This window comes from Curtobacterium flaccumfaciens (genome assembly GCF_051548005.1).
GTDB lineage: Bacteria > Actinomycetota > Actinomycetes > Actinomycetales > Microbacteriaceae > Curtobacterium.
This window is the reverse complement of the sequence record NZ_JBPUGH010000079.1, coordinates 1-14,680: the sequence shown is the minus strand read 5'-3', so window position 1 is coordinate 14,680 and position 14,680 is coordinate 1. Positions and strand designations below refer to the sequence as shown.

Below are 14,680 nucleotides of genomic sequence, written 5' to 3'. Positions count from 1 at the left end.
TCGGTGACCAGGTCACCGAGGACCGTCGCCCTCGCGGAAGGGGTGCGCCCGCGTCAGCCGACGCCGAGCAGCGCCTCCAGTGGCCCGCGCGCGAAGTACAGCAGGAAGCCGAACGCGACGACGTACAGCAGCCACGAGACCTCGCGGCCGCGGCCGGACAGCAGCTTGATGAGCACCCAGCTGATGAAGCCCGCGCCGATGCCGTTCGCGATCGAGTAGGTCAGCGGCATCACGACGATCGTCAGGAACGCCGGCAGTGCCGACCCGAAGTCCGTCCACGAGATGTCCGCGACCTGCGCGACCATGAGCGCACCGACGACGACGAGTCCGGCGGCGGCGACCTCGAGCGGGACGACCTGCGTCAGCGGCGTGAGGAACATCGACGCCAGGAACAGCACGCCGGTCACGACCGAGGCCATGCCCGTCCGGGCGCCCTCGCCGATGCCGGACGCCGAGTCGATGAACACCGTGTTGGACGACACCGAGGCACCACCGCCGGCGATCGCTCCGACGCCCTCGACGACGAGCGCCGACTTGAGCCGCGGGAACGTGCCGTCGGGGTGCGCGACACCGGCGGCCTTCGCGAGCCCGGTCATGGTGCCCATCGCGTCGAAGAAGTTCGTGAAGACGAGGGTGAACACGAGCATCGACGCGGCGAGCGGGCCGATGCGGCTGAAGGCGCCGAAGTCGAAGTGACCGACGAGCGACAGGTCGGGCACGGCGAACAGGGCGGACGGGAGTCCAGGGGCGTTGAGGTTCCAGCCGGTCTTCGAGTCGACCGAGGTCGGCACCTGGAAGATCGCCTGCAGGATGATCGCGATGATCGTCGTCGCCACGATGCCGATGAGCAGGGCGCCCTTGACCCTGCGGGCCATGAGCGTGCCGATGATGATCAGGCCGATGAGGAACACGATCGTCGGGAGCGCCCCGACGGAGCCGTCCTCACCGAGCTGCAGCGGCGGCGAGGCGATCATGGACGACCGCACGAAGCCGGAGTCGACGAGCCCGATGAACGCGATGAACAGGCCGATGCCGACCGTGATCGCGGCCTTGAGCTGCGCCGGGACGGCCGTGAAGATCATCGTCCGGATGCCCGTCAGCGCGAGGATGACGATGATGATGCCGTTGATGACGACGAGTCCCATCGCCTCGGCCCAGGTCACCTGCTTGACGACGCTGACGGCCAGGAACGAGTTGATGCCGAGACCCGCCGCGATGCCGAACGGCAGGTTGGCGATGACGCCCATCGCGATGGTCATGAGTCCGGCGACGAGGCCCGTCGCCGCCGCGACCTGGGCGTTCTCGAGCCAACCACCGTTGACGTCCTTGGCGGCCTGGTCGGCACTGAACCCACCGAGGATCAGCGGGTTGAGGATGACGATGTAGGCCATCGTCACGAAGGAGACGAGACCACCACGGATCTCTCGGGGGATCGTCGACCCGCGGCTCGTGATGGAGAAGTAGCGGTCGAGGCCGGACGCGAAGCGGTTCCGGGGCGGCGTGTCGGTCTGCTGGGCGCTCACCGGACGAGTTTACAGAACGCTGGGAGCGCGGCGCGTCGCGCCGGGGGCGTCGACCTGGAGGCGCGGCTCGCCTCGACGGGGTACGTCACCTCGGGTGCCCGCTCGCGTTCTGCGGCCAGCGACGGTGTTGGATGAGGACGTGAACGAACGACTGGACCGCGCGCGCATCGAAGCCGCCGTGCGCGAGCTCCTCCTCGCCGTCGGCGACGACCCCGACCGCCCCGAGCTCGCCCGCACCCCGGCGCGCGTCGCGGACTCCTACGCGGAGTTCTTCTCCGGCATCGGGACCGACGCCGTCGCGATCGCCCGTGACGGCGTCGTGCACGCCGAGGACGGCGACCGCGGCCAGCTCGTCATCGTCCGCGACGTCAAGTTCCGCTCGATGTGCGAGCACCACCTGCTGCCCTTCATCGGCGTTGCCCACCTCGCCTACGCGCCCGGCGACCAGCTCATCGGCCTCGGCACGCTGTCGCGCGTGCTCGACGCCGTGGCCTCCCGCCCGCAGCTCCAGGAGCGGCTCGGCGAGCAGGTCGCAGCCACGATCGCAGAGGGCCTCGACGCCACCGGCGTGCTCGTCGTGCTGGACGCCCAACACCAGTGCGTCACCAGTCGCGGCGAACGCCAGACCGGCTCGACCACGGTGACCGTCGCCGCCACCGGGACCCTCGCCACGCCGGCCGGCCGCGCCGAGGCGATCGCGCTCATCGGCGCCGGCATCGGGACGGCGGGCGGTTCCGCCGCCGGGGCCGACCACGGGGCGGACGCATGACGACCGAGCAGCGCGGTCCGAGCCTCCAGGTCGTCGCGACCGGACCCGGCTGGGTGGTGCCGGACCTGCGCGACCCCGTCCGCACCATCGGTCGGCGGACGTTCGACTTCGACCACCGCGTCGCCGTCATGGCGATCGTGAACCGCACACCCGACTCGTTCCACGACCGGGGTGCGACGTTCGCACTCGACCAGGCCGTGGCCGCCGCGGTCCGTGCCGCCGACCAGGGCGCCGACTGGGTCGACATCGGGGGCGTGAAGTTCGCACCGGGGCCGGAGCTCTCCGCGGCCGACGAGCTCGACCGGGTCCTGCCGGTGGTGTCCCAGCTCGCGCAGGAGTCCGACGTGGTCATCTCGGTCGACACCTTCCGTCCCGAGGTCGCCGAGGCCACGATCGCCGCCGGCGCCAGCGTGGTCAACGACACCACCGGGTTGTCGGACCCGCGGATGGCCGCGGTGGTCGCGGACTCCGACGCGACGATCGTCATCACGCACTCGATCGCTCCGCCACGGCAGGAGCTGCCGTCGCCGCCGACGTACGACGACGTGACGGCCTCGGTCGTCGACTTCCTGCGCGAGCGGGTCGACCGGGCGCTCGCGGCGGGCATCCCGGAGTCGCGGATCATCGTCGACCCCGGACACGACCTCAACAAGAACACGGTGCACACGCTCGAACTGACACGTCGCCTGCCGGAGGTCGTCGCGCTCGGCTACCCGGTGCTCGCCGCGGTGTCGAACAAGGACTTCGTCGGGGAGTCACTCGGGCGTCCCCGGGGAGAACGGCTGTCGGGTTCGCTCGCCGCCGCCACCGTCAGTGCGATGCTCGGCGCGCGGATCGTCCGGATGCACGACGTCGTCGAGAGCGTCGACGCGATGCGCATGGTCGAGGCGGTCCTCGGCTGGCGCGAACCCGTGGAAGCGAGGCACAACACGTGAACACCCTGCCCCCGTCCATCGCCGACTGCTCCGACGACGACCTGCTCGCGCGCTACTCGGACGGCGTCCCCGACGGCCCCTGGCTGCGTGTGAACTTCGTCACGACGCTCGACGGCTCGGCCTCGGCGGGCGGTCGGACGGCGGACCTCGGCGGCGACGACGACCTCCGCGTGTTCGACCTGCTCCGCCGCACGGCCGACGTGGTCCTCGTCGCCGCCGGCACCGTCCGCGACGAGGAGTACGGGCCGATGGTCCTGCACGACGCCGACGTCGACTGGCGTCGTGCGCACGGCCTGCCCGACCACCCGGTGTTCGCGATCGTCACGGGCTCGGCGGGCCTCGATCCGTCGTCGCGGGTGTTCACCGAGGCGCCGGTCCGTCCGGTCGTGCTGACCTCTGCGTCCGGCGCGTCGTCGGACCGGGGGCGGGCGCTCGCCGAGGTCGCGGACGTCGTGGCGTGCGGCGACGACTCCGTGGACGTCGCCGCCGTCGTGCGGGCACTGGCCGACCGGGGTCTGGACCGGATCCACTGCGAGGGAGGGCCGTCGTTCTTCGGGGCGCTCATCGCGGCGGACCTGGTCGACGAACTCACCCTGACGATCGATCCGACACTCGAGGGCGGGGAGGGTCCGCGGATCGCCACAGGGTCGTCTGCCGGACTCCGGCGCCTGCGGCCCGCGCACGTGCTGCTCGGCGACGGCGGGGTGCTGCTGACGCGGTACGTGCGCGCCTGACGCTGCGCTCGCTGGGGTCGGTGCCCGACGTGGGCCGAGTCTCGTGCTGGGGGACAAGTCTCGTGCGCACGGACACGAGACTCGTCCGCCTGCCCGAGTCTCGTGGCGCCGGGCCCGAGTCTCGTGGGGCCGGGCCCGAGTCTCGCGGTACCCGGCCCGAGTCTCGTGGCGCGGGCGCCCGCTAGGGTCGGACGTGTGATCGACGTCGTGGTGTCCGGGGTCCTGTTCGACATGGACGGGACGCTCGTCGACTCGACCGCCGTCGTCGAAGCGGCGTGGACCCGGTTCGGCGACGAGCACGGCCTCGACCCGGTGGAGATCCTCGGCTTCTCGCACGGCCGCCAGACGATCGACACGATCCAGCGCTTCCTGCCCGACCTCCCGCGCGACGAGCAGCAGGTGATCGTCGACACGATGATCGCCGCCGAGATCGACTACGTGCACGGGATCATCGAGGTCCCCGGCGCCGGCGCGTTCGTCCGCCGCCTGCAGGACCTCGGCGTCCCGGTCGCCCTCGTCACGAGCGCGCCGCGGGAGCTCGCCGTGAAGCGGATGATCGCCGCCGGTGTCCCCGTGCCCGACGCGCTCGTGCCGTCCGAGGACGCCGAGCGCAGCAAGCCGCACCCGGAGGGCTACCTCCGCGGCGCCGAGTTGCTCGGGGTGCCCGCCGATCGGTGCCTGGCGTTCGAGGACGCTCCCGCCGGGGTCGAGGCCGCACTCGCCTCCGGCGCGACGACCGTCGTGGTGGGAACCCTCGAGGCCGACGTCACGGCCGGTCTGCCGCGCATCGCGGGGTACGACGGACTGACCGTCGAGCCCGAAGGGTCCGGTTTCCGCATCCGCGGCTGAGCAGACCCGCTCGGAGCTGGGGAGGACCTGCCGACTGCGAGCACGCCCAGGGTCGCCCGACGACCGTGGAGTCTGGCGGCCGGAACCACCGGGCCGCGGAAGGAGTGACCATGGCAGCCCTCGACGGCAAGAAGATCCTCGTCATCGCGACGAACTACGGCGTGGAGCAGGACGAGATCGTCGTCCCCACCGACCAGCTCCGTGAACGCGGCGCGGACGTGACCGTGGCGGCGCAGGAATCCGGCTCGATCGAGACCCTCGTCGGCGACAAGGACCCGGGCAAGTCGGTGCCCTCCGACACCACCATCGGCAGTGTCAGCGGCGCGGGCGACTACGACGCGCTCGTGGTCCCCGGCGGCACGATCAACGCGGACACCATCCGCCAGGACTCCGACGCGGTCGCGCTCGTGCAGGCCTTCGCCGAGGCCGGCAAGCCCGTCGCAGCGATCTGCCACGGCCCGTGGACCCTCATCGAGGCCGGGGTCGTCTCCGGCAAGACGATCACGTCCTTCCCGTCGCTGCAGACCGATGTCCGGAACGCCGGTGGCGAGTGGGTCGACCAGGAGGTCCAGGTCGACGGCGGCCTCATCACCTCCCGGAACCCCGACGACCTGCCCGCGTTCGTCGACGCGATCGAGCACGCGCTCACGGCCTGACACCGCTGGCCCGAGACTCGGCTCGGCGGACACCGCGCGGCCTCCGGCAGCGCGGAACAGTCCGCGGTGCCGAGTCTCGGCGTGGGACGGTGATCGCCCAGGACAACGGGACTGGACGTGACCGCTCAGGACAGCGGGACGGGACGTGACGCGCTCAGGTCAGCGGGACGGGCACCGCGGTCCACAGCGTCGCGGGTCCGAGGGTGAGCACTCCGTCGGACTCCGGGTCGCACCGGATCCCCGCCCGTCCCCGCATCGCCCGGAACGCCCCCGGCGCCACCTCGTGGTCCATCCACGCGCATGGGTTCGCCGGCCGGTACCCGCGGAACCGCACCACGCCGGACCCGGAGTCGAGTGCGAACGGCTGGCCCCGCAGCGCCTCGACGTCGGCACCGCGCAGGTACACGTTCCGCCGGGTCGCCGCCGGGTCGACGACCGCCCCGAGGGAGCGCGCCACGTCCTCGAGGCCCTCGAGCCCGACCACCGTGACGCTCGCGTGCACGTGCGCCCGGGCGGCGAAGTAGCGGTCGCCCACGACGCCGAGCCCGGCCCGCAGCTCGACGTGGTCCCGGAGCTCGGGCATCGACGGGTCGGCCGGCAGCGCCCCGTCGGCCGGACGCCCCTCGTACCGGTGCCGTGGCGACGCGAGCAGCAGCGCGACCACGACGTCGGTCCGGCAGGGCAGCCCGTCGGGCGCGACCGGGTCGTCCGCGGAGGTCATGCGGCCAACGCTAGCCGTGCCTCCCGGCCGTCGCTGCCGTGTCCGATTCCCGCCAGTCGATGTCGGTGAGCCGTGCGACGCTGGACGCATGTCCACGACCGCAGCCGCCGCGCTCCACGCCGAGCGGTACCGCGCCGTCGCCTCGCGCGACGCGCGGTTCGACGGCCAGTTCGTCACCGCCGTCCACTCCACCGGCATCTACTGCCGGCCCTCGTGCCCGGCGCGCGCACCCAGCGAGTCCGGCATCACGTTCTACCGGACGAGCGCCGCCGCACACCTCGCCGGCTTCCGTGCCTGCAAGCGCTGCCTGCCCGAGGCGACGCCGGGGAGCCCCGAGTGGGACCTCCGCGAGGACGTCGCCGGCCGCGCGGTGCGCCTCGTCCTCGACGGCGTGGTCGAGCGTGAGGGCGTCCCCGGACTCGCTGCCCGCGTCGGCTACTCCGAGCGGCAGCTGGGCCGGATCATGACCGCCGAGCTCGGCGCCGGACCGAAGGCGCTGAGCCGCGCCCACCGCGCACAGACCGCGCGCACGCTCCTCACCTCGTCGGACCTGCCGATCGCGGACGTCGCCTTCGCCGCCGGCTTCGCGAGCGTCCGCCAGTTCAACGACACCGTGCGCGAGGTCTTCGCCGTCACGCCTTCCGAGCTCCGCGCCCGGCGCACCCTCCGACCGGTGGCCGACGGCGCGCTCCACGTCCACCTGCCGGCCCGCGCGCCGTTCGACGCGCAGGGTCTCCTCGAGTGGCACGCACTGCACGCGCTGCCGGGTACGGAGCAGGTGGACGTCGGCCCCGACGGTCGGGTCTCGTCCTACGGACGGCTGGTGTCCCTGCCGGGAGGCACTGGCTGGTTCCGCGCGACGGCCGCCGCCGGGCGAGCGGTCGGCATCGACCTGCAGGTGCGGGTCGAGGACCTGTCGGACCTCCCCGTGCTGGTCGCGCGCGTCCGCGCACTCTTCGACCTCGACGCGGATCCGATCGCTGTCGACTCCGTCCTCGCGACCCTCCCCGAGCTCGCGACCGCCGTGGGCCGCGTCCCGGGCATCCGCCTGCCCGGTGCAGTGGACCCGCACGAGGTGGTCGTGCGCACGCTCATCGGGCAGCAGGTCTCGGTGGCCGCCGCCCGGACCGCGCAGACGCGGCTCGTCGGGGCGCTCGGGGCGGTGACGCCGGAGTCGGTGCTCCCGGGCGGACGGCTCTTCCCCACGGTCGACGTGATCGCGGACCAGGGAGCGACGGTGCTCCGCGGACCGGCTGCCCGCGTCCAGACGATCCTCCGCGTCGCCGCCGCGCTCGCCGACGGGTCCCTCGTCGTCGATCCCGGACAGTCGGTGCAGGAGCTCCGCGCCGGACTCCTCGCCGTGAAGGGGATCGGACCGTGGACCGCGGACTACGTGGCGCTCCGTGTGCGACACCACCCCGACCTGTTCCTCCACAGCGACCTCGCGGTGCGGAACGGTGCACAGGAACTCGGGCTGCCCGGTGCCGTGCGCGAGCTCTCCCTACGGTCGGAGCAGGTGGCGCCGTGGCGGAGCTACCTGACGATGCACTGCTGGCGACCGATCGTCGACCGCGCGATGGCGACGGCCGGCGTCAGCCACATGACGACCGCGGCTGCTGCCGCCCGGAAGGACGAACGATGACCGACGCGACCATCCAGACGCTGGACACCCCCGACGGCCCCTTCACCGTGCTCGAGGACCCCGAGGGGCGGGTCCTCGCCTCGGGCTGGACCGACTCCTTCGAGCGGATCCTCGGCCGACTGGCCGAACGACACCGCCCCGATCGGGTGGTCGACGGACGGGTCGCCTCCGCCGAGGCCGTCGACGCGTTCTACGTTGGCGAGGTCGAGCACGCGATGCAGGTGCCCGTCCGGCAGGCCGGCACCGAGCTGTTCACCGAGGGGTGGCGGCAGCTGCGGCTCATCCCGGCCGGCGCGGTGTTGACCTACCGCGAGTTCGCTGCCGCGATGGGGCGGCCGGACGCGGTGCGGGCGGCAGCGAGCGTGTGCGCGCGGAACGCCCCGGCGCTCTTCGTGCCGTGCCACCGGGTGCTCCGGAGCGACGGCACGCTCGGCGGCTTCGCGTGGGGGCTCGACGTCAAGCGGTCGCTGCTCGAACGGGAGTCGGTCGGCACCACGGCGCTCGTCTGAGGGCTGCACCGCACCGTCCTCCCCCTGGTTGCGGGTGTTGGCGCGTGCCCGGAGTGCTGCCATGCTCGAGAAGACCTCACGCACGGTCCGTCCCGAGGACCCGGCGAACCGCCGTCGCACGACCCTCGAGGACCACATGCACCCACCCGTCCCGCCGTCCCCCTCCGTCGACCGGACCGTGGTGTCCGCCGACGGCACCGTGCTCGCGGTGACCGAGACCGGCGACGGCCCCTCGCTCCTCCTGGTCGGGGGTGCCTTCGACCACCGGGGCACGCCCTACCTCGATCGGCTCGTCGCCGCCCTCGCCGACCGGTACCGCGTCGTCACGTACGACCGGCGGGGTCGGGGCGCGTCCGGGGACACCGGACCGTGGGCGATCGAGCGCGAGGTCGAGGACCTGCTCGCCGTCGTGGAGTCGGTCCCCGGCCCCGTCGCGGCGTTCGGTGCCTGCGTCGGTGCCGGGGTGCTGCTGCACGGGCTCGCGGCCGGCGTCCCGATCACCCGTGCGGTGCTCTTCGAACCGCCGTTCCGGGCGAGCGTCGAACACCACGTGGACGACGTCGTGTTCGCCGATCTGCTCGACGAGCACGTCGCGGTGGGTCGGCGGTCCCAGACGGTCCGGGCGTTCCTCGCCCACGTCCTCGGCGTCCCGATGGGTCAGGTCGCCCTGCTCCGACTCCGGCCCGCGGTCTGGTCGGCCCTGCTCGGGGACGCGCACGTGCTGCCACGGGACGTCCGGGTGCTCAACGGGCTCGTCATCCCCGAACGGGTCGCGGCCGCGGTCGGCGTGCCGGTGCTCGTCGCCTCCGGGGACAGCGGCCCGGACTTCATGGGGCAGGCAGCGCGGGTGCTCGCCGACGCGATCCCGGGGGCCACGCACGTGCAGCTCGCCGGGCAGTGGCACCGGCCCGAGCCCGCGGTGGTCCGGCGGACGGTCGACCGGTTCGTGGGGGCCGCGCAGCCGACGACGACGGAGCCGTGATCGCGCCCCGTCCTCTGCGGGGCAGTACTCCTGCGAGGATGGAAGCGTGACTGCACCCCGTCTCGGCCTCCTGCTCGACGTCGACGGCCCGATCGCGAGCCCGGTGACCCGGACGATCGCGATCCCGAGCATCGTCGAGGACCTCGTCGCCCTCGCTGCCGAGGGCATCCCGATCGTCTTCAACACCGGCCGGAGCGACGCCTTCATCCGCGCCGAGGTCGTGGCGCCGCTGCTCGCCGGTGGCCTCGCCGAGGGCACCCGCGTGCACGCCGTGTGCGAGAAGGGCGCCGTCTGGTGCTCGATCGGCCCGCAGTACGAGGGCGGCATGGGCGAGCTCACGGTCGCCGACGACCTCGCGCTGCCCCGTGACTACGCGGACGAGATGCGCGAGCTGGTCCGGTCCGAGTACGCCGATCTGGTGTTCTTCGACGAGACGAAGCGTGCGATGGTCTCCATCGAGCAGCGCGTGGAGGTGCCGAACGCCACGTACCTCGCGCGCCAGGCCGAGTTCGACGCGAAGGCGATGGCGGCGCTCGTCCGTCGGGGGCTCGGCGTCCGCCGGCTCGACGACGTCCGACCGGCCGACGACGGCAGTGTCGACTGGCGGGTCGACCCGACGATCATCTCGACCGACGTCGAGTCGGACCGGAGCGGCAAGGACCTCGGGGCCGAGCGGTCGCTCGAGCTGCTCGCGGCCGACGGCGAGCTGCCGGTGGCCTGGCGGACGATGGGCGACTCCCGGAGCGACTACGCGATGGCGGACTGGCTGCACGCCAACGGCCACGACGTCGCGCACGTGGACGTCCGACCGTCCGACGGGGTCCCGGCGACGCCGTACCCGGTGCTCACCGCTGCCGAGGGCGTCATCCACGACGAGGCCGGCGCACGCTTCCTGCGCGACTGGACCCGCGCGGCCTGACGCGGGTCGACCGCCGGGCGTCGGCGGCGCACCGGAGGCGAGCCGCGCCTCCCGGCCGTTCCGGGGTGGAAGGACCGTCCGCGCGGACGCTTTGCGTGGCGGGGTGGTACACCAGTACCCTCACGGGGTCCGCCGCCCAGCCGATGACGGGAACCACCCCATGGCAACACCGCTCCGTGTCAAGTCGATCGAGGCCTCCCTCGCCGACTCCGAAGAGCAGGGACGCTCGCTGAAGCGCTCCCTCAAGACGTTCGACATCGCCGCGATGGGGATCGCGGTCGCGGTCGGCGCCGGCATCTTCTCCGTCGGTGCGAACGCCGCCGCGAACTTCGCCGGGCCGAGCGTCATCGTGTCGTTCATCCTCGCCGCCGTCACCTGTGGCCTGGCGATCATGTGCTACGCCGAGTTCGCCTCCACGATCCCCGTCGCGGGATCCGCGTACACGTTCACCTACGCGACCATGGGCGAGCTGCTCGCCTGGATCGTCGGGTGGGACCTCATCCTCGAGACGCTGACGGCGAGTGCCGTGATCGCGAAGTACTGGGGCATCTACCTCAGCACCGCGTTCGACGTCTTCGGGGTCAAGCTGCCCGACTCGATCGCCCTCGGCCCGATCGGGTTCGCGTGGGGCCCGGTCCTCATCGTCGCCGTGTTCACCGTGCTCCTGGCCTTCGGCACCCGGCTGTCGTCGCGCGTCTCCGCGGTCATCACGATCGTCAAGGTCGCCATCGTCGTGTTCGTCATCGTCGCCGGGGCGTTCTTCGTCAAGGCCGCGAACTTCACGCCGTTCGTGCCGCCGGCCGCGCCGTCGAAGGATGCCGACGGCAGCTTCTGGACGCAGTCCCTCGTGTCCTGGGCGACCGGTTCGGCCCCGGCGCAGTACGGCGTCTTCGGCCTGCTCGCCGCGGCGTCCCTGGTGTTCTTCGCGTTCATCGGCTTCGACGTCGTCGCCACGAGCGCCGAGGAGACCGAGAACCCGCAGAAGACCCTGCCCCGCGGCATCTTCCTCGGGCTCGGCATCGTGACCGTCCTGTACGTCGCCGTGTCCGTCGTCATCACGGGCATGGTGTCCTACCAGCGGCTCGCGCAGGAGGACTCGCCGTCGCTCGCCTCGGCCTTCTCGATCGTCGGCCTGCCCTGGGCCGCCGGGATCATCGCGATCGGCTCGCTCGTCGGCCTGACCACGGTCGTCATGGTGCTCCTCCTCGGCCTGTCCCGCATCGTCTTCTCGATGAGCCGCGACGGGCTGCTCCCGCGCTGGTTCTCGCAGACGAACCCGAGGACGCAGACGCCGGTCCGCGTCCAGGTCGTCGCCGGTGTCGTCGTCGCGGTGCTCGCCGGGTTCTTCCCCGTCGAGAAGCTCGAGGGCATGATCAACATCGGCACGCTGTCGGCGTTCGTGCTCGTGTCGATCGGCATCGTCGTGCTGCGTCGTTCGCGTCCGGATGCTCCCCGTGCCTTCCGGGTGCCGTGGTCGCCGGTGCTGCCGATCCTGTCCGCGGTGCTCTGCTTCTGGCTGATGCTCAACCTCGAGGTCGAGACCTGGCTGCGCTTCGTCATCTGGCTGGCGATCGGCTTCGCGATCTACTTCGGCTACAGCCGCCGGCACAGCCGGGTCGGGCAGCGCCTGCAGTAGGGCGCACGTCCTCCCGCGGAACCAGGTTCCGGACACAGCACCGCGCATCTGCGCGGTGCTGTGTCCGTTCCGCGGTGCGTGGTGCGTGGAGCGTGGTGCGACTCGCGCTACGCGCCGACGACGAGCGCGACCCCGAAGCCGAGCATCACGACGGCCACGAGGCCGTCGAACACCCGCCAGGTGAGCGGCTTCGCGAACAACGGCCGGAGCAGCCGCCCGCCGAACCCGACCGCGGCGAACCACACGCAGCTCGCGAGGACCGCCCCGACGGTCCACGGCCAACGCTCGACGGGTCCCTGCTGGTTCGCCACGGACCCGAGGAACACCAGGGTGTCCAGGTACACGTGCGGGTTCGCCCACGTGAAGACGAGCATGGTCACCACCGCCGCGCGTACCGTCGGCACCCGGCCTGGAGGCGCGGTGCGCGTCCTCCGCGCAGCCCGCGTCGGGCCGGTGGTCGCCGTCACGGCGCCCGTGGTCCCCGTGGACTCCGGGGCCGCCACGGACTCCGCCGCCGCCACGGCGTCGCGCTCCTGCGCGGGCTCGGCCCTGTCGCGCCCCGGCGCGGACATCGCGCCCCGCTCCGCCGGGGCGCGATGTTCGTGGGAGGGCGCGGTCGCGCCGTTCGCCGACGCTCCGGAAGGCTCGATGCCGTCGGAGGCGTCCCGAGACGGCACCGCGACGCCGTCGTCTGCCGCGGCGTCGTCGAGACGCAGGGCTTTACCCGACGGGCGGAGGGCCCGCCGCGCCGCCAGCACGCCGTAGGTCACGAGGAACGCAGCCCCGACGAACCGCACGACGACGAGCGCGATCGGGAACCGCTCCACGACCGCGCCGACGCCGAGCACCCCGGCCACGATGAGGACGGCGTCGGACAGGGCGCACACGACGACGGCGGCGGTCACCACCCGGAGGCCTGCGGACACCGCGAGCCGGAGCAGGTACGTGTTCTGCACACCGATCGCCACGATGAGCGCGAGTCCGGTGCCGAGGCCGGCGAGCAGGGGGAGGAGCACGTCTCCGACGGTAGGACCGTTCGGCTGTGAAGCCCAGTTCACGTTCCTGTAGCACCGTAAGCTCAGCTACATGACCCGGTTCCGGCGCGAGCACCTCGAGACCCTGCTGGCGGTCGTCGACAACGGGACTCTCGACGCCGCGGCTCGGGTCTTGTCGATCACGCCGTCGGCGGTGTCGCAGCGCCTGAAGGCGATGGAGCAGCAGGCGGGCCGGGTCCTCGTCCGCCGGACCGTCCCGGCAGTCCCGACCCCCGCCGGCGAGGTCGTCCTCCGGCACGCACGCCAGGCGAGACTGCTCGACGAGGAGACCGCGCGCGCCCTCGACGGGGACACGGGCTCCGTCCCGTCGATCCCGCTCGCCGTCAACGCCGACTCCCTCGGCACGTGGTTCCTCGACGCGCTTGCACGGGTCCGCGCCGACAGCGAGGTGGTGTTCGACCTGCACCGCGAGGACCAGGACCGGACGGCGGAACTCCTGCGCGCGGGGACCGTCATGGCTGCGGTGACCGCCGAGGCCGATCCCGTCCAGGGGTGTTCGTCGATCCCACTCGGCATCGACCGGTACCGCGCTGTCGCCGCACCCGCGTTCGTCGAGCGGTACCTCGGCGACCTCGACCCGGGTACCGCGTCCGAACGGCGCGTCCTCGACCGTCTCGACGCGGTGCCCCTCGTCGACTACGACCGCGACGACGATCTGCAGCAGGGGTACCTCCGTACGGTGCTCGGGCACGCGCCCCACGGCCCGCGACACTTCGTCCCGACGTCGGCTGACTTCGCCCGGGCGGTCGGCCTCGGGTTCGGGTGGGGACTCCTCCCCGAGGCGCAGTGCACGGCGCCCTTGGCCAGCGGTGCGCTCGTCGAACTCGTCCCCGGGCGGCACGCGGACGTCGCCCTGTGGTGGCAGCGGTGGAACCTGGCGTCGCCGCTGCTCGAACGGGTGACGGAGGCGGTGCGCGCGACCGCGGCCGAGTGGCTCCACCCGCCCCGCTGACCGAGGGCGTCGCTGCGCGTGCCGCCCGGGGGCTGGCCATCCGTTCGGCACGCCATCCGTTCTGCGCACCGGTGCCCGGTTGCGGCATCACGCAACCGGCCCGCGCCGCCGCGGAACCGTACCGCGGCAACACGCAAAGCCGATCAGATCCGACGCTCGTTCACGTCTGCGCCACCCGGAGCGCGGTCCTGCTCCGTAGGCTCTGAGGTACCCCGGCGGTCACCCGCCGCCGAGGTGCTCGCCCTGCCGGCCACCCACCGGCCGGAGTGCCCCGACGGGCGGCCACGTGCCTCCCGGAGGAGCGCCGGCGGATGACCCGTCCGCCGATCGAGCGCACCACCACGAGAACACCGAACACCCGCGGCCCACCCAGCCGCACGCTCCACCCGTCGCCGACGTCGCCGACACCACCCCACGCGTCGGCACCCGAAGCCGACGCGCGGGGTGACCGGTGCGAGCGGGGCCGGACTGCCCGGACGACGCGCTCCGGACGGTCCCGACCGCGCTCTCCGGACGGTCCTGGCGGCGCCCGGAGCCGTTCCGGCGCACCGTCGGGGGCATGTCGATCAGAAGCAGGACCGCCGCCGCTGCGATGACCGCCGCCACCGTTGCAGTGCTCCTCGTCGGGTGCTCCGACGCCGGTGCACAGAACGGCAACCCCGTCGGCAAGGGACCGGCGAGCGACGACCCGGCCCGCACCACGTGCCCCGTCGCGGCGAAGGAAGCCGTCGACGCCATCGACGAGGCCGTCGGAGCGCACGACGACACCGACTTCGCGAGCGTCCGGAAGGGTGACGG

Annotated in this window: 15 protein-coding genes; 12 read left to right on the top strand and 3 right to left on the bottom strand. The window is 72.8% G+C overall.

What is annotated here, in order from left to right:
* Positions 1-53: 53 nt before the first annotated feature.
* The gene (locus ACSW7Y_RS10565) at positions 54-1,523 is read right to left on the bottom strand and encodes an NCS2 family permease (protein ID WP_438126244.1); all 1,470 of its coding nucleotides are present in this window, start codon (positions 1,521-1,523) and stop codon (positions 54-56) included.
* Positions 1,524-1,662: 139 nt separating this feature from the next.
* On the opposite strand from ACSW7Y_RS10565, the gene folE reads away from it, so the two are divergent.
* From folE to ACSW7Y_RS10540, 5 genes are all read left to right on the top strand, one after another.
* Positions 1,663-2,292: a GTP cyclohydrolase I gene (gene folE / locus ACSW7Y_RS10560; protein ID WP_438126243.1), complete on the top strand. Its 630-nt coding sequence runs from the start codon at positions 1,663-1,665 to the stop codon at positions 2,290-2,292.
* Positions 2,289-3,227 carry a dihydropteroate synthase gene (gene folP, locus ACSW7Y_RS10555; RefSeq protein ID WP_438126242.1) on the top strand — a complete coding sequence of 313 codons (939 nt, stop codon included), beginning with the start codon at positions 2,289-2,291 and terminating at the stop codon, positions 3,225-3,227. Before folE ends, folP begins: the two co-directional genes overlap by 4 nt.
* Positions 3,224-3,961, top strand: a complete 738-nt coding sequence (locus tag ACSW7Y_RS10550) for a pyrimidine reductase family protein (protein WP_438126241.1) — start codon at positions 3,224-3,226, stop codon at positions 3,959-3,961. Before folP ends, ACSW7Y_RS10550 begins: the two co-directional genes overlap by 4 nt.
* 195 nt (positions 3,962-4,156) lie before the next feature.
* A complete protein-coding gene (locus tag ACSW7Y_RS10545; RefSeq protein ID WP_438126240.1) occupies positions 4,157-4,810 on the top strand; it encodes an HAD-IA family hydrolase in 654 nt (217 codons plus the stop codon).
* Positions 4,811-4,920: 110 nt separating this feature from the next.
* Positions 4,921-5,466, top strand: coding sequence for a type 1 glutamine amidotransferase domain-containing protein (locus ACSW7Y_RS10540; protein ID WP_438126239.1), 546 nt, complete (start codon positions 4,921-4,923; stop codon positions 5,464-5,466).
* Between the two features lie 154 nt (positions 5,467-5,620).
* On the opposite strand, the gene ACSW7Y_RS10535 is transcribed toward ACSW7Y_RS10540, so the two are convergent.
* Positions 5,621-6,187 carry a molybdenum cofactor biosysynthesis protein gene (locus ACSW7Y_RS10535; protein ID WP_438126238.1) on the bottom strand — a complete coding sequence of 189 codons (567 nt, stop codon included), beginning with the start codon at positions 6,185-6,187 and terminating at the stop codon, positions 5,621-5,623.
* A gap of 88 nt (positions 6,188-6,275) precedes the next feature.
* On the opposite strand from ACSW7Y_RS10535, the gene ACSW7Y_RS10530 reads away from it, so the two are divergent.
* The 5 genes from ACSW7Y_RS10530 to ACSW7Y_RS10510 all read left to right on the top strand — a co-directional run bounded on the left by ACSW7Y_RS10530 (position 6,276) and on the right by ACSW7Y_RS10510 (position 11,875).
* Entirely contained in the window at positions 6,276-7,829 is a 1,554-nt protein-coding gene (locus tag ACSW7Y_RS10530) for a DNA-3-methyladenine glycosylase 2 family protein (RefSeq protein ID WP_438126237.1), read from the top strand.
* Entirely contained in the window at positions 7,826-8,338 is a 513-nt protein-coding gene (locus tag ACSW7Y_RS10525) for a methylated-DNA--[protein]-cysteine S-methyltransferase (protein ID WP_438126236.1), read from the top strand. The genes ACSW7Y_RS10530 and ACSW7Y_RS10525 overlap by 4 nt, the downstream gene beginning before the upstream one ends.
* Positions 8,339-8,399: 61 nt before the next feature.
* Positions 8,400-9,320: an alpha/beta fold hydrolase gene (locus ACSW7Y_RS10520; protein ID WP_438126235.1), complete on the top strand. Its 921-nt coding sequence runs from the start codon at positions 8,400-8,402 to the stop codon at positions 9,318-9,320.
* Between the two features lie 46 nt (positions 9,321-9,366).
* The gene (locus ACSW7Y_RS10515) at positions 9,367-10,239 is read left to right on the top strand and encodes a hypothetical protein (protein WP_438126234.1); all 873 of its coding nucleotides are present in this window, start codon (positions 9,367-9,369) and stop codon (positions 10,237-10,239) included.
* A 160-nt stretch (positions 10,240-10,399) separates the two neighbouring features.
* On the top strand, positions 10,400-11,875 hold the full coding sequence (locus tag ACSW7Y_RS10510) for an APC family permease (RefSeq protein WP_438126233.1): 1,476 nt from the start codon (positions 10,400-10,402) through the stop codon (positions 11,873-11,875).
* A gap of 107 nt (positions 11,876-11,982) precedes the next feature.
* Here ACSW7Y_RS10510 and ACSW7Y_RS10505 read toward each other — a convergent pair whose 3' ends face one another.
* Positions 11,983-12,891 carry a LysE/ArgO family amino acid transporter gene (locus tag ACSW7Y_RS10505; protein ID WP_438126232.1) on the bottom strand — a complete coding sequence of 303 codons (909 nt, stop codon included), beginning with the start codon at positions 12,889-12,891 and terminating at the stop codon, positions 11,983-11,985.
* 70 nt (positions 12,892-12,961) lie between these two features.
* On the opposite strand from ACSW7Y_RS10505, the gene ACSW7Y_RS10500 reads away from it, so the two are divergent.
* Complete coding sequence (locus tag ACSW7Y_RS10500; protein ID WP_438126231.1) at positions 12,962-13,882, top strand: LysR family transcriptional regulator ArgP; 921 nt, start codon at positions 12,962-12,964, stop codon at positions 13,880-13,882.
* Between the two features lie 559 nt (positions 13,883-14,441).
* The coding region (locus ACSW7Y_RS10495) for a hypothetical protein (RefSeq protein ID WP_438126230.1) at positions 14,442-14,680 on the top strand (239 nt) is incomplete at its 3' end.